Genomic DNA, 20,927 nt, shown 5'->3' with positions numbered 1-20,927 from the left:
CGCTCCGCCGATTCACCGGAAACGCGGTGTCTCACCCGTACCGGACCGTGGTCCCGCCTGACCCGTCGGTAGCCGAGGCTCTTTTAACCCCGGCCCTCGCACTCCGAAGCGACATGGTGCAGCACGTTGCCGGGTACGGCCGTCGCACCATCGACGCCGGGGACACGATGGGAGGGTCAGCGGACCCCGTCCTCGGAGCGACGTCGGTGGGCACCACGACCGCGCGCGCGGTCGGTCGGACCCCGGTACCACCCCTGGCACACGACGTCGTGCACCGTGACTCCCCTCCGACCGCGACGGTCGCGGGGACGGCGCACGACAGTGGTATGGCACGAACGCTCGGCCTCGACGGCCCCCCACGAGTCGAGCGATGAGACGGCGTCCCCCCGCCTCTCCGGTCGACGAGCGGTTCGCGACTCCTCGCCGCGTGCGACGGACGAGCGGCCGCGCCGGCCCGTCGCTGCGCCACGTGGCGTCGACGTGCACTTCGACCGGGGGCGAGCGACGAGAACACGACACGAACCTAACTGTTTGGGGGACAGGTTCAATACCCTTCACAGTCTCGAATAGTGTGAAGGTCTGGGTGATCTAGATATGGATGCAACGGCAGTCACGACTGGCGATGGCACGGCGGCGGTTGAGAGCGAGCAGGACGGGACGACCGAGGAGGTCGCCCCTATCCCGAAAGACGACCTCTTTCACCTCCTGCAGAACCAGCGACGGCGGCGGGTACTCAGCTACCTGCGCGACGCGGACGACCAGGTGGACATGCGCGACGTGGCGGAGCACATCGCGGCACTGGAGAACGACGTCGAGGTGACGGCGCTCTCCTCGGCCCAGCGCAAGCGGGTGTACGTGGGCCTCTACCAGTGTCACCTCCCGAAGCTCGACGAGGCGGGCGTGATACACTACGACCAGAGCCGCGGCACCGTCGAGCGGACGGGTATCACCGACCAGCTCTTCCCCTACCTCGAGGTCCCCGGCGAGACCGAGAGCCCCGTCGAGGACGTCAGGCAGCTCGTCCTGCGCTATCACGGCGTCGCGACGGTGCTCGGCGTCGTCCTCACGGCGGCGGCGTGGGCGAGCGTCCTCCCGGTCGCCGGCCTCTGGCTGGCCACGGTCGTGACGGTCCTGTTCGCCGCGGCGACGTTCGCCGTCGTCTACCGGTAACCGCCCCCGTTTCTTCACGGCTCGCACCCCCCGAGCGACGCGTCCCCCTCGGTAGCGAGCGTCTGTAGCTGTACCGGGTCCGTCGTGGTGTTCCGGCCGGCGCGCGCGGACATCCAGTCGCGATGATAAGTAGCTCATAACCCGGGTTATGTTGGGGATAGCAAAGCACCCCGATGCGAATGGGTGAACCGGTGTCGAGCAATGGATTGGGTCCACACCGTACAGTCGGCCGACGCACAACGCCGATGCAGCGCATGCGGAGCGTTCGTCACGCACCAGTTCGTGCGCGTCTTCGGGGACAACCACGACGAGGTCCACGGCTGCCTGAGCTGTCTCACGGCCCGGGACCTCCGTGACGGGAAACACATCCAGGACCCACGGTCGACACCGTAGTGGACTCCCACCGGGAGCCCGCACGTGTTCCTACCCTTGTGTCACGTGGCCGGCCGTCACACCCCGGCCACCTGACGTCCCACGCCGCCGAGCGACGCGTCCGACGGCCCCGGAACCGGGTGACCGGACGGCTATCGGTCGCACGCGTGCGTCGAGCATCCCACCGACCGGCCCGTGTCGGTCGCCGTTCCCTGACTCTCCTGCTCGCTGACTCGTGTCTGACGTTTCACGGGTTCTGACCGACCGTTCACGGCGTGATTACGTCCGAAAAACCGCCCGATGGCGACCTGATGGTCCGAGGGGTGTGAATCGACGTGAACCGTTCACGGCCCGACTGGTACTCGGCCTATAATAATGTACCGTACGAGAGTATCCCCGCCGATGAGGTGAGAGTCGGCCCACTGCGGCGGGTCGACGGACGCGAACCGAGACCACCCCTCAGACAACACTAATGTGTGGAATAATCGCATGCATCGGCACGGATGACGCGGTCGGCGAGCTCGTGACGGGGCTCGAGAACCTCGAGTATCGAGGGTACGACTCCGCGGGCATCGCGGTACAGAACGGCAGCGGCCTCGCGGTCCGCAAGCGGGCCGGCAAGATCAGCGAGCTGAAGGACCACATCGCGAGCGACGTCGGCGACGGCAGCGTCGGCATCGGCCACACTCGCTGGTCGACGCACGGCCCGCCCACCGACGCGAACGCCCACCCCCACGTCAGCCAGTCGGGCGGCATCGCCGTCGTCCACAACGGCATCATCGACAACTACGAGCAGTTGCGTCGGACGCTGCAGGAGGAGGGCTACGTCTTCACCAGCGACACGGACTCCGAGGTCGTCCCGCACCTCATCGAGTACCACGTCGACCAGGGTGCGGACATCGAGACGGCGTTCGCGCGTACGGTCGAGGAACTGGAGGGCAGTTACGCGCTCGTCGTCCTCGTCGAGGGGAGCGAGACGGTGTACGCGACCCGCCAGGACTCGCCGCTGGTCCTCGGCGTCGGCGACGCCGGCTACTACCTCGCGAGCGACGTCCCCGCCTTCCTCGAGTTCACCGACGAGGTCGTCTACCTGGAGGACGGCGACGTGGCGGTCGTCTCGCCGACCGGCGCCGACATCCGCGACCACACCGGTACGACCGTGAGCCGCGACAGCGAGCGCATCGAGTGGAGCGCCGAGGAGACCGGCAAGGGCCGGTTCGAGCACTACATGCTCAAGGAGATCCACACCCAGCCCGAGGCGCTCCGCGGGACGCTCTCGGGACGCATCGACGACGGGGCGGTCGACCTGGAGACGTTCTCCGAGGGGAGCTTCGAGGACGTCGAGCAGGTCCACCTCGTCGCCTGCGGCACCTCCTACCACGCGGCGCTCTGCGGCGAGCGCCAGCTCGTCCGCGCGGGCATCCCCGCCACGACGAGCCGTGCAAGCGAGTACTTCGACCTCCAGACGGTCGACGAGAACACCCTCGTCGTCGCGGTGACCCAGAGCGGCGAGACGGCGGACACGCTGAGCGCGCTTCGCCGGGCGTCGAGCGCCGGCGCGCGCACCCTCGCGCTCACGAACGTGGTCGGCTCGACCGTCTCGCGGGAGGCCGACGACGTGCTCTACATCCGCGCCGGTCCGGAGATCGGCGTCGCCGCGACCAAGACGTTCACCTCGCAGGTGGCGACGCTCACGATGCTCACCCACCGAATCGCCCAGGACTCGGCGCGGGGGACGCCCCGCGAGGACGCGGCGGCGTTCTTCCGCGAACTCGACGCCCTCCCCGAGCGCATCGAGGACCTCATCGACGCGACGACCGCCCAGCGCGTGAGCGAACAGCACATCGGCCGGCAGTCGTACTTCTTCATCGGCCGGGACTTCGAGTACCCGGTCGCGCTGGAGGGGGCGCTGAAGTTCAAGGAGATAACGTACGAGCACGCCGAGGGCTTCGCCTCCGGCGAACTGAAACACGGCCCGCTCGCGCTCGTCACGAGCGACACGACGCTGTTCGCGCTCCTGACCGGCGCGCGCGGCGACGAGACGCGTCGGAACGCGGAGGAGGCGCGCACCCGTGGCGCGACCGTCGTCGCCATCGCGCCCGAGGGGATGGCCGTCGGCGACGTCGCCGACGAGGTCCTCCGGGTCCCCGACACCCACCCGGACCTCGCCGGTCTGCTGGCGAACGTCCAGCTCCAGCTCATCTCGTACCACACCGCCTACGGCCTCGGCCGCGAGATCGACAAGCCGCGCAACCTCGCCAAGAGCGTCACCGTCGAGTAGCCCCCGTCGTTCGCGTCCACACATCACCTTTCTCGCTCGTACTCTCGCGCTCTCGTCGGTCCCTTCCCCCGCCGTAGCAGACGACTAACTATGACTATCTCGCGTGGATGTATTCTAACTGAACGTGAGTGTAGTCGCAACGAACAGGAGACGGCGGACGGTGAGCGCGGCGTGACGACCGACCGGGTCGTCTCGGCCGCCGTCGCGCTCATCTGCATCGTCGCGATGGGCGTCTCGGCGACGACGCTCGACTCCTCGCTCTCCTCGGACCCGGACGAGATCGTCGACCTCGACTACGACAGCCTCCCGCTGGCGCAGGACCAGGCCCGCGAGGTGAAAGACGAGGTCGAGCGCAACGAACGGAGCCAGCAGTCGGCGGGCGGCGGCGGTGGCGGCGGCGAGGACGGCCCCTCCGAACCGCCGTGGTGGACGTGGCTGCTCGCGCTGCTCGAACGGCTGTTGCCGTACCTCGTCGGCGCGCTCTGTCTCGTCGTGGCGCTGGCGCTCGGCCGCCGGTACGCAGCCCGTCTGCTCGCGCTGCTCGCCGCGTTCGTCCCCGCCGGAGACGAGTCGCCGTCCGACCCCGACGCCGAGTGGGTCGCCCGGCCCGCCAACGAGGTCGAGCGGGCCTGGCTCTCGCTCGTCGAGCGCGCGGGCGTCGACGCGCCGCGAACGAAGACGACCGCCGAGTGCGCCCGGGCGGCGGTCGACGCCGGCTTCGACGCCGCCGCCGTCCGCGACCTGCGCGACGCCTACGACCGGGTACGCTACGGGGGCGCCGACCCCGCCGAGGTCGACCTCGGGCGCCTCCGGCGGGACCTCGACCGGGTCGACGGCGCCGCCCCGTCCGGTGGCGTCGGCCGTCCCGGCGTCCCGACCCGGGCCGACGGGGGTGACTCGGCGTGACCGGGCGTCTCGCGCGCGCCCTCCGGTACGCCGTCGTGGCGGTCGGCGCGCTCGGGTTCGTCGGCGCGCTCGCCGTCCTCGCCGTCCCCTCCCTCGCCGGGGCGCTGCCCGTCGAGGCGGCCATCGAGGCGGCCGGCAGCGACTATCAGCTCCTCGCCGTTTTCGGCGGCCTCGCGGCCGTCGCGCTGCTGGGGATGCTCGTCGTCCGCGCGGTCGGCCGCGTCGAGCAGGCCGACCCGCCGACCCCCGAGACGGTCGAGGGCGTCCCCGTCGTCGGGAGCGAACTCGACGCGGTCGTGGCCGACGGCCTCGGCCTGCGCGCGACGCTCTTCTCCGACGAACCGGACCGCCTGCGCGAGCGACTGCGCGAGGAGGCGGTCCGCACGCTGATGCGCGTCGAGAACTGCCCGCGCGCGCAGGCCGAGCGCCGCGTCGACGAGGGGTCCTGGACCGACGACGCCGCGGCCGCGGCGTTCCTCGCCGGCGGGCGAGCGCCGGTCCGGAGCCGCCTCGCGGCGGCGCTCCGGGGCCGGTCGTGGCTCCAGCACGGCACGGCCGCCGCCGCGACGGCCATCGCGACCCGCGCCGAGGGGAATCCGGCCGGAGGTGCGCGATGACCGGGTCGGTCGAGACCGTCGCCGTCAGGCGGACCGGCCGGTGGCGCGGTATCGTCGCGGTGGCGCTGCTCGCGGGCGCCGTCGGCGTCCTCACGGCGCGCTCGCAGGTGCTGTTGCTGGCCGTCGTCGGCGTCGCCTACGCCGCGTTCCCCCGCGTCACCGGCCGACCGACGCCGTCGCTGCGCGTCGAGCGGACGCTCGCCGACGGGACGCCTCGCCGCGGCGACGAGGTCGAGGTGACCGTCACCGTCACGAACACGGGTCGCTGGCCGCTGTTCGACGTCCGCCTGGTCGACGGCGTGCCGGCGATGCTCGCCGTCCGTTCGGGGACGCCGCGCCACGCCGCCGTGCTCCTCCCGGGGCGGTCGACGACGTTCGCCTACGCCGTCGGCGCGGAGTACGGCCGCCACCAGTTCGACCCGGCGACGGTGTTCCTGCGCGACGCGAGCGGCGGTCTCGAAGTGGAGGCGCGCGTCCCGGCCGACCCGCCGACGGTGCTCACCTGCACCGACGCCGTCCCCGAGGTGCCGCTCCGTCGCCAGACCCGCCTCGACGCGGGGCGCCTCGTCACGGACGACGGCGGCAGCGGCATCGAGTTCCACCGCACGCGCGAGTACCGCCGGGGTGACCCGATGAGCCGCATCGACTGGAAGCGCCTCGCGCGCTCGGGCGACCTCACGACCGTCGAGTTCAGGGAGGAGCGCGCCGCCTCGGTCGTCCTGCTGGTCGACGCGCGCGCGGCCGCGTACCGCGCGAGCGAGGCGGGCGCCCCCCACGGGGTGGCCTACGCGCTCGCCGGCGCGGAGCAACTGCTGACGGCGCTCTCGGACACGCGCGACTACGTGGGGCTCGCGGCGCTCGGCCGGGAGTTCTGCTGGCTGCCGGCCGGGACGGGCGCCGAGCACGAGCGGACGGCCCGCGACCTGCTGGCGACGCACCCGACGCTCTCGCCCCGACCGCCGGAGACCGACGAGGGGGTCGACGGCCAGCTCGAGGAACTCGAGAAGCGACTGCCGCGGGACGCACAGGTCGTCTTCCTCTCGCCGCTGGTCGACGAGTTCGCCGCCAGCGCCGCCCTCTCGCTCGAGGCGACCGGCCACGCCGTCACCGTCGTCAGCCCCGAGGTCGCCTCCTCGTCGACGGTGGGTGGTCGCCTCGCGCGCGTCGCGCGCGCGAACCGTATCCACTCGCTGCGCGAGGCCGAGATACCCGTCGTCGACTGGGACCCCGAGGAACCGCTCGGGACGGCCGTCGTCCGCATCCAGGAGGTGACGGCGTGACGCGCGTGGTCCGTCGTCCCCGACCGGTCAGCGGCGCGCTCGCGGTCGGCGGCGCGCTCGCCGCCGTCGCGAGCGTCGCGAACGCGCCGGCACAGCTCGCGGCCGTCGGCGTCTCGCTGGCCGGCGTCGCCCTGCTCGCGCTCGGCGTCGCCGTCTTCCGCCGCGGCGCCCGCGTCGTCGGCGCGAGCGTCGGCCTCCTCGGCGTCCTCGCCTCGTTCGGCGCGCTCGGCGTCGGCCTCGCGCTCACGACCGCCGTCACCCAGCGGGCCGAACTCGTCGGCCTCCTCGGCGTTCCGGTACTCGCGCTCGGCGTGGTCCCGCTCCGGCGACGGGTCGCGCGTCGGCTCGTCTCGACGGGCGTCGCCTTCGTCGTCGTCGGGACGGTCCTCAGCGCGGCGACCAGCGCCGCGTCGGTGCCCGCCTCGCTCGCCAGCCTCGTCTGCGCCGTCGTCGCGTGGGACGCCGGCGAGCGGGCGGTGAACCTCGGCGACCAGCTCGGCGCCGACGCGCGCACCTGGCCGGTCGAACTGGCGCACTCCGGCTGGTCGGCCGCCGTCGGCGGCGCGAGCGTCGGCCTCGCGCTCGCGCTGTTCGAGATGGACGTCACCGGCGTCCCCATCGCCGGCCTCGTCCTGCTGCTCGCGGCGGCGGTGACGCTGATGGTCGTCCTCTACCGGTAGCGCGCTCCTCCCCTCCTCTCCCCCGGACCCCCTCTCCTCCCCTCCTCTCCCGTTCCCGCCGAGCGTTCCCGGTCGACGCCGTCGCTCGGCGGGCGTCGGTCGGAGAACGAGCGGACGGCGCGGCGCTTACTGGACGGACGTCCGTCGGGTGTACGACACCGTCGGCACCTCCACGGAGTCGAGGAGGTCTGCGACCACGCCGCGCTTCTCGACGTTCCCCACCCGGGCGTCGGCGGTGAGCACGAGGCGGTGGGCGAGGACGGCCGGCGCGACGGTCTTCACCTCTTCGGGGGTGACGTACTCGCGGCCGGTGGCGGCGGCGAGCGCGCGGCTCACCTCGAACAGCCGCTGGGTGGCGCGCGGCGAGACGCCCGTCTTCACGCGGGCGTCCTCGCGCGTGGCGCGACAGAGCCGCGTGACGTACCGGCGGACGTCGGGGTCGACGTGGACCGACTCGACGGCCTCGCGCATCGCCGTCGCCTCCTCGCCGGTACAGGCCGCCTCGACGCTCGGTATCTGGTCCGTCCGCTCGGCTCGCCGGTTCAGTATCTCCAGTTCGCCCTCCTCGTCCGGGTAGCCGAGGCTCGTCTTCAGGATGAAGCGGTCCTTCTGGGCCTCGGGGAGGGGGAAGGTCCCCTCCTGCTCGACGGGGTTCTGCGTCGCGATGACGAAGAAGGGGTCGGGCAGCGCGTAGGTCGTCCCGTCGACGGTGACCTGTCCCTCCTCCATCGCCTCGAGGAGGGCGGACTGGGTCTTCGGCGACGCACGATTTATCTCGTCGGCCAGCACGATGTTGGCGAAGACGGGCCCCTCCTGGAACTCGAACGCCCGTTCGCGCTCGTTGAAGACGTGCGTGCCGGTCACGTCCGAGGGGAGGAGGTCGGGGGTGAACTGTACGCGCGAGAACGAGAGGTCGAGGGCGGTGGCGACCGACCGCGCGGTCAGCGTCTTGCCCGTCCCCGGCACGTCCTCCAGCAGGACGTGCCCGCGCGCGAGAAACGCCGTCAGGACCGACCGCAGGACCGTCCGGTCCGCGATGACCGCCCGGGCGACCTCGTCGAGGATGGCGTCGCTCCGGGCGTGAACTGTCTGTACGTCCATACTCTCATCTCGAAGTGATAGTACTTCGTTATCGGTTACATACGCCTGAAAACTCCCCCGTTCGGGGCGCGCCCCCCGGTCGCACCGGGGGGCCGACGCCGGACCGTCCTCGCGCCCGTCGCGTCCCCCGCTGGGGTCGTGGCGCCGACGCGTCGGGGGACACCGCGCGACGCATCCCGCCACGATACTGTGATATAAAAGTGATAGTAATGACTCCGATACACTCGTAAAGCCGACGTTATTCACTTCCCGAGTGTGTAGAAGCTTGATAACTAAGCCGGTAGCTGTGTGAGTCCTGACTGCGCCCCTCCCCATCGGGGGGTGTCGAGTCGCATGGGCCACAACGGTCTCGGGGGCCCCACGTGCCATCGTCACTGCCAGCCATACCCCCGCTGCCCGTTCCCACGCGCCTTCGTTCTACGTGCGTCACACCCACAGCGTCGGCCCCCCGTGACTCGTTTCGATAGGTAGTAGTACCTCGACTCGCAGAACTGCACACCATGGTGAGTGTCACGTGAGTCTCCTCCGCGCTGTCGTCACCCGGTTCGACGCCCCGTCCGACCGCGTCTACGAGTGCCGGCGCTGCGGGACGACCCTCGACGCGGACGCGGAGGCGTGTCCGCGCTGCGACAGTACGTCCATCGCCTGTTACGAGTTCTGACCCCGACAGGGGGCCCGTCCGCGACGTCACCGGAAACAATCGGCACAGTTAAGCGTGGTGTGTTCGAGCATACCTCGAATGGGTTGGAGTCAGGCCGGCGGGGAGCGCGACGTCCCGATGAGCACCGCGGTCGTCGAGGCCATCGCGGCCGCCGAGCGGGTCGACCCCGTCTACCTCGACCCGCCGCTGCACGAGGTCATCGACGCCGACGCCCTCGACGCCATGTTCGAGGGGACGCTCTCGGCGGGCGTCGTCGCGTTCGAGTACGGGGCGTACCGGGTCCGCGCTCACGACGACGGCCGCGTCGAGCTCCGCCGACCGGCCGAGCCACCCCTCGAGTGAGGCGGTCCCGTGGGAGTTGGGCCGTCCCTACGGCGGCGGTGTGAGCGATTGAGTCCACGGCGCCGCGGCGTAACTCGTGGGTAACTATACTGTTCTCAGGCTTCTGTACCGGTACCCCTCGGGGAACACCCATGAGAGAGAACATCGACACGTCGCAGACGCGCGAACTCGAACCCGCAGAGGGCTCGCTCTTCGCGTGGCCGCAGTTCGACCTCGAGTACACCGTCGAGCCGCACGAGGACGCGGCGGATCTCTACACGTTCTACACGCGCGGGGCGACGGACGAGGACATCATCACGGGGTGGGTCTCCGCGACCGAGGACTCCGTCGTCGACATCACGGCCATCCGATAGGGCGACGGACGGTTCTCGGCGCTCCCCTCCGCTTCTACGGCGTTTCCCGATTCGTTCCACGAGCGTTACCCTACATTCGTTCTACGAACGCTACCCTACAAACCACATACGCGCGCGCGGCGACGGCTCTCACGGTCGGTGTCGTCTCTCACGCGTCGGTGTCGTCGGTCCCGCGCTCAATCCAGGTTCTCGAGCTCGAGGAGGTTGTCGTCGGCGCTCCGGTTCGTCAGCACGTACTGGTAGGCGACCAGCGCCACCAGGGCGACGGCGAAGACGGCGGCCACCAGCGCGCCCGGGACGACCGTGAACGGCGGGATGCCGAGCGCGACGCCGAGCAGCGCGAGGACGGCCGCGCCGGCGAGCGCGACGTAGTAGCGGGTGAACGCCGGGGTGTCGCGGCGCTCGACGGGGAGGTACCGGACGATCTCCTCGGCCTTCTCGGTCAGTTCGACGGTCCCCTCGTCGCGGTCGTAGACGGCGATACCGAAGTCGTCGAGTTTCGGCAGGTGGGTCTGGTAGAGCGAGACGTAGACGCGCCGGCGCGCGGTGTCGTCGAGGTCGTCGACCGGGATGTCGTTCTCCCAGGCGGCGATCTGACTCGCCAGCTCCTCGATGGTCGCCGACTCCCCGCGGGTGTGGAGGTAGTAGATGATGTACCGGCGACGCGAGTTGCTCAGGATGTTGAACGCGTCGTCGAGCTCCAGTTCGGTCGATTCCTCAGACATCAACGGGTCCTGGTGTGGTTCCGGGGTGACGCGTATCGCCGTGCCCGCGACTCTGCGCAGTGGTCGGACCCGTGGCGCGCTCGACACGGGGCGCCCGCGACGATACCAACATCAACATGAACATTACTGCGGCATACGCTCTCTTTGTTACCGAGTGGCTATCCGGGCCTAACGACCCCTGTGACGGGGCGTCGGCGGCGGTTCGGTACGCGCTAGACCCTGACTAGCGGTGGGGCGGCTCGGGAGACGACGCGTCGACGCGGCGGCGCCCCCGGCGGGTTTCAGGATACTGACTAGTTACACGGTAACTAACAAAATCGGTTATCCGATTATTTCACATGACATGCAGATATTCGACCTCACCGGGTTCCAACGCGATCTGCTGTACGTCATCGCGGGGCTGGATCGCGCATCGGGGCAGTCGGTCAAGGAGGAGCTGGAGGCCCACACGGGTCGCGAGATCACCCACGGACGGCTCTACCCGAACCTCGACGTGCTGGTCAACCGCGACCTCGTCGAGAAGGGGCAGATCGACCGCCGGACGAACTACTACGTCGTCTCGGACGAGGGGGTGGACGCGCTCCAGCAGCGACGCGACTGGGAGGACCAGTACGTCGACCTCTGACCGACGGACGTTTGACCCCGCGAGCCCTGTTTCGGGTAACACCCCTATAACAATGGCCGCGTATCGCCTCCCTCTCGCTACGAGCATGCAGCTTACCGCCACCAGCCACGTCCCCGCCGTCGACTGGGGGGACGGGCAATGAGCCGCCGCGGCGTGCGGTCGGTCGGTGCGATACCGTTCGACCTCGTCCTGGCGCTCGTCTACCTCGGCGCCGTCGACCTCCTCCTCCTCCTCAACGCGCTCGGCGGACCGGGGAGTTCCCTCCGGGTCGTCCTCACCCTCCCGGCCATCCTCTTCGTCCCGGGCTACGCCCTCGCGGCCGCCGCGTTCCCCCGTCGGGCGCCGGACTACGACGCCGAGCGCTCGACGGCGCGCTCGCGCGCCTCGCTGCTCGGTCGGCTGTCGGCGAACGCCGAGACCGGTATCGACAGCGTCGAGCGCGCCGCCCTCGGGTTCGGGTTGAGCGTCGCGCTGTTGCCCATCCTCGGGCTCGTCGTCGCGGCCGACCCCGGGCCGGTGACCGCCACGACGGCGGCCATCGTCGTCACCGTGCTGACGGCGGCGCTCGCGCTGGTCGCGACGCTGCGCCGCCTCCGCGTCCCGTCCGAGGACCGGTACGCCCTCCCCGTCGGTACCTGGGTCGCGGGCGTGAACGACGCGACCGACGACACCGCCCTCGACACGGCGCTGTCGGTGGCGCTCGCCGTCAGCGTCGTCCTCGCGGCCGGCGCGTTCGCCGTCGGGCTCGCCGCGCCGAAGGACGGCACGCAGTACGAGGACTTCACCGTCGGCGTCGAGACGGAAGACGGCTACCTCGTCCAGGCGGGCTACCCGACCGACATGAACGCCGGTGACTCCGCCGAGCTCTCGTTCCTCCTCGAGAACAACCAGGACCGGGCGACCGAGTACACGGTCGTCATCCAGCAACACCGCCTCGACGCGAGCGGGGAGGTGACCCAGGCGACCGAACTCGACCGCTACCGCAACACCGTCGAGCAGGGGGACTCCTGGCAACAGGAGCACATCGTCACCTCGCAGCTCGACGGCGAGCGCGTCCGCCTCGTCTACCTCCTGTACGTCGACGACGTGCCGGAGAACCCCTCGCCGGACAACGCCGACGGACAGACGTACATCGAGGTCCAGACCCCCGAGTCGGAGACCGACCCCGGCGACGAGAGCGAGGCGCCGCCCGAGTCACCCGCCCTCGTCGCGCCGGGGACGGGGGCCGCCTGATGTGGCCCTGGGAGCACCTCGCCATCGGCTACATCGCGGCGTCGCTGCTCGTCCACGTCCTCTGGCGTCGCGCGCCCGACGCGGCGACGGTCATCGCCATCGGCCTCGGTTCGCAGTTTCCCGACCTCGTCGACAAGCCGCTGGCGTGGGAGTTCGGCGTCCTCCCGAGCGGCATCTCGCTCGCGCACTCGGTGTTCACTATCGTGACCCTCTCGGCGCTCGTCGTGGCGCTCGCGTGGTGGCGCGGCTACGCACCCGTGGGCGTCGGCTTCGCCGTCGCGTACGCGCTCCACCCGCCGATGGACGCCGTCCACCCGGTCATCTACGGTCAGCCGGTGAACTTCGACGTGCTGCTGTGGCCGCTGGTCTCGACGGTCAACGACTCCGGGACGGGGTTCTTCGAGAACCTCACGTTCTTCCTCTCGCGGACGTACGACCTCGCCGCCAGCCCGGAGGGGCAGGCGTACGTCGCCTTCGAAGTCGCGCTCCTCGGCGTCGCGTTCCTCCTCTGGGTGTACGACGGGACGCCGGGGCTCCCGCGCCCCCGGGGACGGACCACGCCGCTCGAGGACCACTGAGCCGAGCGACGCGCCGAGGCCGTCGTCCTCGCTCGGCGACCGGTCGACGTCTCTTGACAATACGTTGCCACAACGGTGACTCTACGTGGCGTGGGACTCCCACTCACCCGAGAACGCCGTCTGCCGTGCGTCTGACGCCTGTGCGCGGTTTGTCACAGCCTGAACGCTTCGGTTTTCGGGAGCCTCGAGCCGAAGGAACAGCATAACAAAGCACGACAGACTACATTTCTTTCATAACTGAGTGCCACTGGCAAACGCCGGGGCATCGACCCCAGATGAAATGTACGTACTGACACAACCGACGGACGTTCCTGCGAGTCGTGATTGCGTGACCCGGTCGGACAGGTCGCGCTCGGTACCTTCCGGTCCGGCGAGACGGGCGCCGACCGGGGGGCGCTGAGATGTACCGCAACCACTCCGTCGGCGTCGTCGTCCCCGCCTACAACGAGGAGGGGCTCATCGGCCGGGTCATCGACACGATGCCCGGCTTCGTCGACCGCGTCTACGTCATCGACGACGGGAGCACCGACGGCACCTGGGAGGAGATACAGGAGCACGCGAGCGCGGTCAACGAACGCCGCGAGGTCGTCCTCGCGGACGGCGGCCACCAGCCGACGGTGCTCCCGTTCCGCAACGACCGGAACCTGGGGCGCGGCGGGAGCGTGAAGTTCGGCTACCGCGAGGCGCTCGACGACGAGATGGACCTCGTCGCGGTGATGGACGGCGACGGCCAGATGGACCCCGCCATCCTCGACCGGATGCTCGACCCCATCGTCGAGGGGCGCGCGGACTACGTCAAGGGGAACCGCCTCTCCGGGCGGCGCTCCTGGCAGGGCATGTCGCGCTTCCGGCTGTTCGGCAACGTCATGCTGACGTTCCTCACCAAGGTATCGAGTGGCTACTGGTCGGTCTCCGACTCACAGAACGGCTACAGCGCCATCTCGCGGCAGGCTCTGGAGCGCATCCCGGTCGACGAGCTCTACGACGACTACGGGTTCCTCAACGACATCCTCGCGAAGTGTAACCTCCAGGACCTCCGCGTCGCGGACGTCCCTCACTCGGCGATCTACGGCGAGGAACAGAGCACCATCGAGTACGGCTCGTTCATCCCGCGGGTGTCGCTCCTGCTCTTTCGCAACTTCCGCCGGCGCATCAAGCTGAAGTACCTCCTGCTCGACTTCCACCCCGTCGCGCTCTGCTACGGCCTCTCGGTCGTCGCCATGCTCGTGGGGCTTGTCGGCTGGCTCTACACCGGCGTCACGTGGGCACAGGGCGTGTTCGTCCGGGGGATGCTCTCGTCGCTCGTGTTCTTCGTGGGGTCGCTCTTTCTCGTCCTCGCGTTCGCCTACGACGTCGAACTCAACGACCACCTGATGGCGGACGCCGAGCGCAACTGAGCAACCGACCCGCGACGTCGGACGCAACCGACGGAAACTAACGCACTCGAACGGTAATACCCCCGTAACAAAGGACGAGTGGACACGTATGAGTGACCAACTAATGTCAGAGGGAGTGCCGGGTCGTTCCTCCCGGAGGGACGATGCTCGTTGACGACGGCCCCGGCCGTCGTGGCGCCAAAGCGGCGCTGACCGTCGGTTTTCTCGCGCTCGCGTTCGCCATCCTGGTGGCCCGCGAGTCCCCCGCGAGTAACTACGAACTCTCCATCTACGGCGCGACGCCCCTCCTCACCTGGCTGGGTCTCGCCGTCGCGTTCGTCGTCGCCGTCGCCGTCGCGGCGTGGGGGTCCGACGCCGACCGGGGCTGGCTGGTGCCGGCCGCGCTCGGCCTCCTCGTGATGGGGATGTCGACCATCATCTCGCTCCCGCTCATCAGGAGCTACCACGGCTACGGCGTGGCCGACGCGCTGACCCACCTCGGGTGGGCGCGCGGCGTCGCCAGCGGCTCACAGAGCGTCCTCGGTCTCGTCTACCCCGGCGGCCACGCCTTCGCCGCCACGCTGAGCGCGTTCACCGGGATGACCGTCTCGCGGTCGATGATACTCATCATCGCCCTCACCGCCACCGTCTACCTGCTGTTCGTGCCGCTCTCGGTGCGCGCGCTCGTCGGCGACCGCATGGCGACGGTCATCGGCGCCTTCTCCGGCGCCTTCCTGCTGCCCGTCACGAACATCTCGACGTTCATCGACTTCCACCCCTACTCGCTGACGACGTTCCTCTTCCCGCTCGTGCTGTTCCTGCTGTTCAAGTACCTCTCGGACGCCCAGCGCGGGTCGGCGCTCCGCAACATGACGTCGGCGACGGGGCTGTTGCTCGCCGTCGTGCTCCTCGCGAACATCCTCTTCCACCCGCAGGTGGCGCTGAACGTCCTCATCTTCTTCGCCACCATCGTCGCCGTCCAGCGGGTCTACCGGTGGCTCCCGAGCGGGGCCGCCATCGGCGAGGCGCGCTCGTTGCTCGCGCCGACGCTCGCCGGGTTCGGCCTCTTCGCGCTGTGGATCCTCCGCCAGCCGAAGGTGTTCAAGTTCCTCGGGAACCTCTCGGAGTCGGTCACCGGGTTCATCGGCATCGGCGGGGGCGAGAGCAGCGGTGGCGTCGGCGCGAACGTCGCCCAGCAGGGCGACTCCATCACCTCCATCGGCGCGAGCATGCCCGAACTGTTCGCGAAGCTGTTCCTCGTCCACGCGGTGTTCGCCGCGCTCGCGGCCGTGCTCGTCCTGGTCGCGTTCTCCGGGCGTCTCGGCGACCGGAACCCCGAGCGCAACGCCGCGGTCACCTACTTCGCCTACAGCGGCCTGACGCTCACGCCGTTCTTCCTGCTCCAGTTCATCGGGAACATCTCGGGGTACTTCTTCCGGCACTTCGGGTTCGGGATGGTCATCGTCACCATCCTCGGCGCCATCACGCTCCACGCCATCTACACCGCGACGCGCGGCACGCGCAGTTCGAACGTGCTGAAGACGCTCGCGGTCGCCGGCGTGCTGGTCGCGCTGCTGCTCTCGACGCTGGTGATGTTCCCCTCCCCGTACATCTACAAGCCGACCCACCACGTCTCCGACCAGATGGCGACGGGCCACGAGATGACCTTCGACCACCGCGCCGATGAGATTCAGTACACCGGCATCCGCAAGGGGCCGGGTCGCTTCGCGGAGGCACAGGAGGTCGACATCGGTCCGACGATCACGGCCCCCAGCAACGAGCGGTTACGGGCCGGGAACCTCACCGCCTACCACGACGAGCCGTACTACCTGGTGGTCAGTGACTACAACAGGCAGCTGGAGATGGGGGCGTACAAGGGCTTACGCTACAACCAGTCGGGCTTCGACGGCCTCGACGACGCCCCCGGCGTGAGCCGCATCCAGTCGAGCAACGGGATGCAGGTGTACTACGTCACCGGCTCCGGGTCCAACGCGGCGCCCGCCGAACTGAACGGCACCGGCGGCGGCGACGGGACGTTCGTCGGCGAGACGCCGAGCCCCACCGAGAGCGAACCCCCCTCCAGCGGGAACTTCGGCGGCGGTGGCGGCGACGACGGTGGCGACGCGGGCGGTGCCAACGACAGCGGTGGCGACGGCGACGGCTTGTCCGGCGGGAACTTCGGCGGCGGTGGTGGCGACGACGGCGACGCGGCCGACGATACGGACGGTGGTGACGGTGACGACGCGGGCGCGGGCGGTGACGACGGCGGCGACGCGACCAACGACACGACCGGCGGTGGCGGCGGTGACACGGACGACGGCGGCGACACCAACGACACCGACGGCGGTGGTGGCGGCGGCGAGAACTCGTCCGACGACGACGGCGGGTTCTTCTTCGGCTGACCGCCGCCTTTCGGCTCGTCTCCTCCCTTTCTTTGACGGGCGTACGCTCGCGTCGCGAGCGTGAGCGGTGCCGTCATCGCATCGGTCAGGACCGTTCGATATCGCATCCGAGCGTCGGAGAATCCCGCGTGCTCGACGGCGGGGACGGCTAGAACGGGGCGTGTACCCGGCGCGTCACTTGTAGCCGAGCTGTTCGAGGCGGTCGGTGACGACCGCGTAGTCGATGTCCTCTTCGACCTCCGCGGGGGGGTCGCTCGTGATGACGCGCCGGTCGCCGTTGTCGTGGACGAGCCACGGGACGCGGACGAGTTCGTCCATGTAGATGCCGAGCGGGTGGCCGTACTCGCGGACGGGGATGGGGTAACAGCGCTCGCCGATGACCTGCCCGTGGTCGGCGGTGACGACGCTGCGCCCCTCGAGCGTCTCCAGGAGGTCCTCGACGTAGGGGAGGACGACGTCGAGGTTCTCGCGGAACGCCCGCCACAGTATCTCGTCGGGGACGTCGAGCGTCCCCGCCTTCACCTCGTGCCAGATGGCGAGGCTGTCGAGCGGGAAGTGCTCCTGTCCGGTCGGTCCGAGGAACGGGTAGTGGGGCTGGAGGTAGTGGACGAGGATGCGCTTGTTCGGGTACTCCTCGGCCGCGCGGACGGCGTACTCCGTCGTGGTCTCCGGGAGGACGGTCCGGTACGTCTCGTCCCACCCCTCCTCCTGCCAGACGTTGACGATGGCGTGGAGGCGAGTGTCGAGTTCGTCCTCGTTGCGGTGGAGCATCGGACTCGCCGTCACGTACACGACGTCCTCGAGGCTGCGTCCGGCGAAGTTCCCCTGGAGGAACTCCCACGTCCCCGACCCCCGCGAGACACGCGATTCGAGCCGTCCGGGGAGATAGTGCTGCTCGGCGAAGATGTCGTAGCGACAGGCGTCGAGGACGACGAGGTTGTCCCAGTCCTCGGCGAACACGTCGACACCCCGTTCGTTGTACGACCATCGGTTCAGCCGCCGGTGGGCGATTCGATTCGTCTCCTCGATGAACAACGTTGGATTGTCGACCGCGCGTTTCAACTGCCGCAGTGAGTACATACTCCGCCGGACGCGTGGCGGACGTATTGTTACGTATCACGTATCCCCGATGTTCATTCCGGTCGATAGGTACATGAACTTGCTACTTTTCGAAGTAAATTGATATGAAATTTATGAAAATTACGTTTCAGTCACATTTCGAGGAGGGTTAACGTCACGATAATCGGTCGAACTCGCGCAGGACACGCTAACCGATATCCGGGGTGTGTCACCGCCCGCCGTACACCACTCTGTACGCCACAGTTTTCCATTTATATGACAGTCTCCGCCCACTAACTCACATTCGACCGCTCGTGTTCCTGTCGAGATTATCTACGCTGTGTATCATGAACTCGTATCACTCTCGAAGCACGTCGTCGGAAATGCTCCGTAGAAGGGGTAGTACACCTATTTAGCGGCGTTAATTGACTCGTTACCGGACCATTTTAGAACGATGAGTGTCCGACAGTTTCTGGTCTTATTCGTAGATAGTCATGCGTCCGAACTTATGTAAGACACGCAACACTTATTATCGTAAAGCGGAAGCTACGAAACGCATGGCACACGATTCGGCACGCGAACCGGAGACGCATCCGGAGGCGTCGACGGAGACGACGTCCGACGACGGGCGTAAATCTCTGCTTAACCGGCGTCAATACCTCAAGATGGGTGCTGCCGCCGCGGCGACCGTCGCAGTTGGCACAGCGACGGCCTCCGCCGCGACGGAGCACCGCGGTATCAGTTTCGACCGCGTCGTCAATGCGGTCGAGGACCTCGGGATGGACCCGAACGGGAACGAACCGATAGACGACGCGCTCTACGGGGCGATGGAGGACGGCACACTCATCGAGTTCCCCGCGGGCGAGTACGTCTTCCGGGACTACAGCATCCAGCAGGGGGTCAGCCGCTTCGGCATCCGCGGCCTCGGCGACGACAAGAGCGACGTCCAGTTCCGGACGGCCGACGGCAGTTCGCGCTGGTTCCTCTACCTGAAGGGCGGGAGCGACATCCTCCTCGAGAACGTCACCCTCCAGCAGGGGATGGACAAGGGGGCCGGCGACATCGGCCTCGGCTTCGTCATCGAGGACAACCTCCAGATCCACGACGTCGAGATGGCCGGGTTCAACACCTCGGGCGACACGGACCGCTGGGGGCTCATGCCGAAGCTCACCGACCCCGACGGCGAGGGCCTCGTCACGGGCTTCGTCCAGAAGGGCCCCTCCGACCACCAGCCCCACGCCGTCAACGACGGCGCGGGCGGCGTCTTCTCCGGGCACATGGGGACGCTCGTCTTCCGCGACTGTCACATCGAGAACGCGGCCGGCGACGGCGGCCTCTACACGGGCAAGCACAAGGGGTCGACGAACTTCGAGAACTGCTTCTTCAAGAACAACGACATGGCGGTCATGCGCATGGGCGCCGGGTCGTACATCCGCGACTCCACTATCGTCGCGGACTTCGACAACTGGCACCCCGAGAACACGGGCGACCCCGGCGGCGTCAACGGACTCTACTTCGCCAGCGGGCAGCACGGCAAGTCCGGCGGCGGCGTCTACAACTGCGACGTCATCGTGAAGTCGGTCCCCGAACCGGGGCAGGGCGCCATCGCCATCAACTCCTCGGACGGGAACCTGACCATCAAGAACACCCGCGTCCGCTGTGACGTCGACGGGATGGCACCCATCCGGGCGCTGGCCCCCGGCGAGCGCTTCTCGAACCGCGGGCACAAGACCCCGGAGAAGCCCTGGGGCATCACCATCGAGAACGTCTCGGTCACGGGGTCGGCGAACACCCGCGACGGCGCCATCAACCTCGACACCCGTCCCGGGTCGGTCGTCAAGGACGCCTGCGTCTACATGACCGGCAACAGCGACGGCGTGACGATGTCGAACTCCGGCGGGAGCGAGGTCGTCAACACGAACATCAAGGTGCCGGGCAAGGCGACGGTGTTCAACGGCTCGCAGGTCGCGACGAACAACATCACGAGCCGTGACTCCTGTCCCGCGCCGAACGCCGACTGGCGCAAGAGCGGCGGCGACGAGGAGCAGCCATCAACGGAGCCATCAGGACCCGAGCCCGAGGACGCGGATGCGGCGGAGGACGCGCTCCCGAACCGCATCGCCATCTCCGGCCCCGGCCCCGACGTCGACGCGCCGACGACCTACCAGTTGACCGTCGACGGCGCCCTCGAGGCCGGCGACGACCTGGAGGACGACGACGGTATCTCCGGGTCGAGCGCCGAGGGTACCGTCGCGGGCGGGACTGACACCTACCGCTTCGACGGCGAGGTCACCGCCTTCGAGTTCGACGGGGACCCCCCCGTCGTTGAGGTCGACGGCGAGAACGTCCCGCCGGCGTCGCTCGGCGAGGCGAAGCGCGGCACGAACATCCTCACGGTCCGCGGGACGGGCGACTACGCCGAGTACGAGTTCGCCGTCTCCGGGTCGCTCGAGGCCAACGACGGCGACGGGACGGTCGACGACGAGGACAACGTCACCAAGCAGGTCGCGGCCGGTGCGGTCACCGGCGGCGTCGACAGCTACCGGTTCACCGGCGGGCTGGTGAGCTTCGTCCTCGACGGCGACGCCGAGGTCGTCCACAACGGCGAGGTCGTCTCGCCCGAGGACCTCCTCCCCGAGAACGTCGTCGAGTTCGTCGGCGGCGAGGGCGTCACCTCCTACGGCGTCACCGTCGACGGCGTCATCGCGCCCGACCCCGAGGGGACGCTCGACAGCGAGGACAACATCTCCGGCGGCAGCGCCGAGGGTGCGGTCTCCGACGGCGTCGACGCCTACCGCTTCGACGGCGACATCACGAGCGTCACGCTCGACGGCGACGCCACCGTGCGCGTCAACGGCACCGAGGTCGCGCCCGAGCAGTTCGGCGACGACTCCCTCCCGAACCTCATCGTCGTCGAGGGCGACGGCGAGGAGAGCAGTTACCGCTTCGAGGTCGACGGCGAGGTCGAGAAGTACGCCGACATCGGCACCGTCAGCGCCGAGGACCGCATCGACGGCGGCACCGTCACCGGGTCGGTCTCCGGCGGCGTCGACGCCTACCGCTTCGACGGCGACCTGACGGCGTTCGACGTCGACGGCACCGCGACCGTCGGCTTCGACGAGCGCGACGACTGAGCGTCGCCCTCACCCACGTTTTCTGACAGGCA

19 protein-coding genes are annotated in these 20,927 nt (G+C 69.1%); 16 read left to right on the top strand and 3 right to left on the bottom strand.

Going from position 1 to position 20,927, the window contains the following annotated elements; translation table 11 throughout:
* The first annotated feature begins 594 nt into the window (after nt 1–594).
* From P1Y20_RS18425 to P1Y20_RS18400, 7 genes are all read left to right on the top strand, one after another.
* Nucleotides 595–1,170: a DUF7344 domain-containing protein gene (locus tag P1Y20_RS18425; RefSeq protein WP_304450155.1), complete on the top strand. Its 576-nt coding sequence runs from the start codon at nt 595–597 to the stop codon at nt 1,168–1,170.
* Between the two features lie 201 nt (nt 1,171–1,371).
* Nucleotides 1,372–1,563 (top strand): DUF7563 family protein, encoded by a 192-nt coding sequence (locus P1Y20_RS18875; protein WP_438359936.1) that lies wholly within the window; start codon nt 1,372–1,374, stop codon nt 1,561–1,563.
* A gap of 451 nt (nt 1,564–2,014) precedes the next feature.
* Nucleotides 2,015–3,823: a glutamine--fructose-6-phosphate transaminase (isomerizing) gene (glmS, locus tag P1Y20_RS18420; protein ID WP_304450154.1), complete on the top strand. Its 1,809-nt coding sequence runs from the start codon at nt 2,015–2,017 to the stop codon at nt 3,821–3,823.
* Nucleotides 3,824–3,994: 171 nt separating this feature from the next.
* Nucleotides 3,995–4,729 (top strand): DUF4129 domain-containing protein, encoded by a 735-nt coding sequence (locus P1Y20_RS18415; protein ID WP_304450153.1) that lies wholly within the window; start codon nt 3,995–3,997, stop codon nt 4,727–4,729.
* Nucleotides 4,726–5,346, top strand: a complete 621-nt coding sequence (locus P1Y20_RS18410; protein WP_304450152.1) for a DUF7269 family protein — start codon at nt 4,726–4,728, stop codon at nt 5,344–5,346. The genes P1Y20_RS18415 and P1Y20_RS18410 overlap by 4 nt, the downstream gene beginning before the upstream one ends.
* Nucleotides 5,343–6,626, top strand: coding sequence for a DUF58 domain-containing protein (locus tag P1Y20_RS18405; RefSeq protein WP_304450151.1), 1,284 nt, complete (start codon nt 5,343–5,345; stop codon nt 6,624–6,626). The genes P1Y20_RS18410 and P1Y20_RS18405 overlap by 4 nt, the downstream gene beginning before the upstream one ends.
* Entirely contained in the window at nt 6,623–7,306 is a 684-nt protein-coding gene (locus P1Y20_RS18400; protein ID WP_304450150.1) for a DUF7519 family protein, read from the top strand. Before P1Y20_RS18405 ends, P1Y20_RS18400 begins: the two co-directional genes overlap by 4 nt.
* A 126-nt stretch (nt 7,307–7,432) precedes the next feature.
* On the opposite strand, the gene P1Y20_RS18395 is transcribed toward P1Y20_RS18400, so the two are convergent.
* Nucleotides 7,433–8,407, bottom strand: coding sequence for an AAA family ATPase (locus P1Y20_RS18395; RefSeq protein ID WP_304450149.1), 975 nt, complete (start codon nt 8,405–8,407; stop codon nt 7,433–7,435).
* A 514-nt stretch (nt 8,408–8,921) separates the two neighbouring features.
* On the opposite strand from P1Y20_RS18395, the gene P1Y20_RS18390 reads away from it, so the two are divergent.
* The 3 genes from P1Y20_RS18390 (at nt 8,922) to P1Y20_RS18380 (ending at nt 9,763) form a co-directional block, all read left to right on the top strand.
* Complete coding sequence (locus P1Y20_RS18390) at nt 8,922–9,068, top strand: hypothetical protein (RefSeq protein ID WP_304450148.1); 147 nt, start codon at nt 8,922–8,924, stop codon at nt 9,066–9,068.
* Nucleotides 9,069–9,146: 78 nt separating this feature from the next.
* Nucleotides 9,147–9,410: a HalOD1 output domain-containing protein gene (locus P1Y20_RS18385; RefSeq protein ID WP_304450147.1), complete on the top strand. Its 264-nt coding sequence runs from the start codon at nt 9,147–9,149 to the stop codon at nt 9,408–9,410.
* 131 nt (nt 9,411–9,541) lie between these two features.
* The gene (locus tag P1Y20_RS18380) at nt 9,542–9,763 is read left to right on the top strand and encodes a DUF7511 domain-containing protein (RefSeq protein WP_304450146.1); all 222 of its coding nucleotides are present in this window, start codon (nt 9,542–9,544) and stop codon (nt 9,761–9,763) included.
* Between the two features lie 176 nt (nt 9,764–9,939).
* Here the strand turns inward: P1Y20_RS18380 and P1Y20_RS18375 are convergent, their stop codons facing one another.
* On the bottom strand, nt 9,940–10,488 hold the full coding sequence (locus tag P1Y20_RS18375) for a DUF7344 domain-containing protein (RefSeq protein ID WP_304450145.1): 549 nt from the start codon (nt 10,486–10,488) through the stop codon (nt 9,940–9,942).
* Nucleotides 10,489–10,837: 349 nt separating this feature from the next.
* Between P1Y20_RS18375 and P1Y20_RS18370 the strand changes: the two genes are divergently transcribed.
* The 5 genes from P1Y20_RS18370 to P1Y20_RS18350 all read left to right on the top strand — a co-directional run bounded on the left by P1Y20_RS18370 (nt 10,838) and on the right by P1Y20_RS18350 (nt 16,702).
* A complete protein-coding gene (locus P1Y20_RS18370) occupies nt 10,838–11,113 on the top strand; it encodes a PadR family transcriptional regulator (RefSeq protein ID WP_304450221.1) in 276 nt (91 codons plus the stop codon).
* Nucleotides 11,114–11,251: 138 nt separating this feature from the next.
* Nucleotides 11,252–12,346: a DUF1616 domain-containing protein gene (locus P1Y20_RS18365; protein WP_304450144.1), complete on the top strand. Its 1,095-nt coding sequence runs from the start codon at nt 11,252–11,254 to the stop codon at nt 12,344–12,346.
* Nucleotides 12,346–12,924 (top strand): metal-dependent hydrolase, encoded by a 579-nt coding sequence (locus P1Y20_RS18360; RefSeq protein ID WP_304450143.1) that lies wholly within the window; start codon nt 12,346–12,348, stop codon nt 12,922–12,924. Before P1Y20_RS18365 ends, P1Y20_RS18360 begins: the two co-directional genes overlap by 1 nt.
* A 401-nt stretch (nt 12,925–13,325) precedes the next feature.
* Nucleotides 13,326–14,321: a glycosyltransferase family 2 protein gene (locus P1Y20_RS18355; RefSeq protein WP_304450142.1), complete on the top strand. Its 996-nt coding sequence runs from the start codon at nt 13,326–13,328 to the stop codon at nt 14,319–14,321.
* Between the two features lie 143 nt (nt 14,322–14,464).
* The gene (locus tag P1Y20_RS18350) at nt 14,465–16,702 is read left to right on the top strand and encodes a hypothetical protein (RefSeq protein WP_304450141.1); all 2,238 of its coding nucleotides are present in this window, start codon (nt 14,465–14,467) and stop codon (nt 16,700–16,702) included.
* A gap of 174 nt (nt 16,703–16,876) precedes the next feature.
* Here the strand turns inward: P1Y20_RS18350 and P1Y20_RS18345 are convergent, their stop codons facing one another.
* Nucleotides 16,877–17,782, bottom strand: coding sequence for an alkaline phosphatase family protein (locus P1Y20_RS18345; RefSeq protein WP_304450140.1), 906 nt, complete (start codon nt 17,780–17,782; stop codon nt 16,877–16,879).
* Nucleotides 17,783–18,318: 536 nt separating this feature from the next.
* On the opposite strand from P1Y20_RS18345, the gene P1Y20_RS18340 reads away from it, so the two are divergent.
* Nucleotides 18,319–20,895, top strand: a complete 2,577-nt coding sequence (locus P1Y20_RS18340; RefSeq protein WP_304450139.1) for a hypothetical protein — start codon at nt 18,319–18,321, stop codon at nt 20,893–20,895.
* Nucleotides 20,896–20,927 lie beyond the last annotated feature (32 nt).

Origin of the sequence: Halomarina ordinaria (genome assembly GCF_030553305.1) — an archaeon.
Classification (GTDB): domain Archaea; phylum Halobacteriota; class Halobacteria; order Halobacteriales; family Haloarculaceae; genus Halomarina; species Halomarina ordinaria.
The sequence above is the reverse complement of the archived record's forward strand: the minus strand, read 5'-3'. Positions and strand labels throughout refer to the sequence as shown.

What these genes read in the sequence shown, in the direction of transcription:
- P1Y20_RS18875 (WP_438359936.1), top strand. Translation starts at nt 1,372, where the DNA reads ATGGATTGGGTCCACACCGTACAGTCGGCCGACGCACAACGCCGATGC.
- P1Y20_RS18425 (WP_304450155.1), top strand. Translation starts at nt 595, where the DNA reads ATGGATGCAACGGCAGTCACGACTGGCGATGGCACGGCGGCGGTTGAG.
- P1Y20_RS18340 (WP_304450139.1), top strand. Translation starts at nt 18,319, where the DNA reads ATGGCACACGATTCGGCACGCGAACCGGAGACGCATCCGGAGGCGTCG.
- P1Y20_RS18365 (WP_304450144.1), top strand. Translation starts at nt 11,252, where the DNA reads ATGAGCCGCCGCGGCGTGCGGTCGGTCGGTGCGATACCGTTCGACCTC.
- P1Y20_RS18385 (WP_304450147.1), top strand. Translation starts at nt 9,147, where the DNA reads ATGGGTTGGAGTCAGGCCGGCGGGGAGCGCGACGTCCCGATGAGCACC.
- P1Y20_RS18345 (WP_304450140.1), bottom strand. Translation starts at nt 17,782, where the DNA reads ATGTACTCACTGCGGCAGTTGAAACGCGCGGTCGACAATCCAACGTTG.
- P1Y20_RS18360 (WP_304450143.1), top strand. Translation starts at nt 12,346, where the DNA reads ATGTGGCCCTGGGAGCACCTCGCCATCGGCTACATCGCGGCGTCGCTG.
- P1Y20_RS18375 (WP_304450145.1), bottom strand. Translation starts at nt 10,488, where the DNA reads ATGTCTGAGGAATCGACCGAACTGGAGCTCGACGACGCGTTCAACATC.
- P1Y20_RS18380 (WP_304450146.1), top strand. Translation starts at nt 9,542, where the DNA reads ATGAGAGAGAACATCGACACGTCGCAGACGCGCGAACTCGAACCCGCA.
- glmS (WP_304450154.1), top strand. Translation starts at nt 2,015, where the DNA reads ATGTGTGGAATAATCGCATGCATCGGCACGGATGACGCGGTCGGCGAG.
- P1Y20_RS18350 (WP_304450141.1), top strand. Translation starts at nt 14,465, where the DNA reads ATGCTCGTTGACGACGGCCCCGGCCGTCGTGGCGCCAAAGCGGCGCTG.
- P1Y20_RS18405 (WP_304450151.1), top strand. Translation starts at nt 5,343, where the DNA reads ATGACCGGGTCGGTCGAGACCGTCGCCGTCAGGCGGACCGGCCGGTGG.
- P1Y20_RS18395 (WP_304450149.1), bottom strand. Translation starts at nt 8,407, where the DNA reads ATGGACGTACAGACAGTTCACGCCCGGAGCGACGCCATCCTCGACGAG.
- P1Y20_RS18355 (WP_304450142.1), top strand. Translation starts at nt 13,326, where the DNA reads ATGTACCGCAACCACTCCGTCGGCGTCGTCGTCCCCGCCTACAACGAG.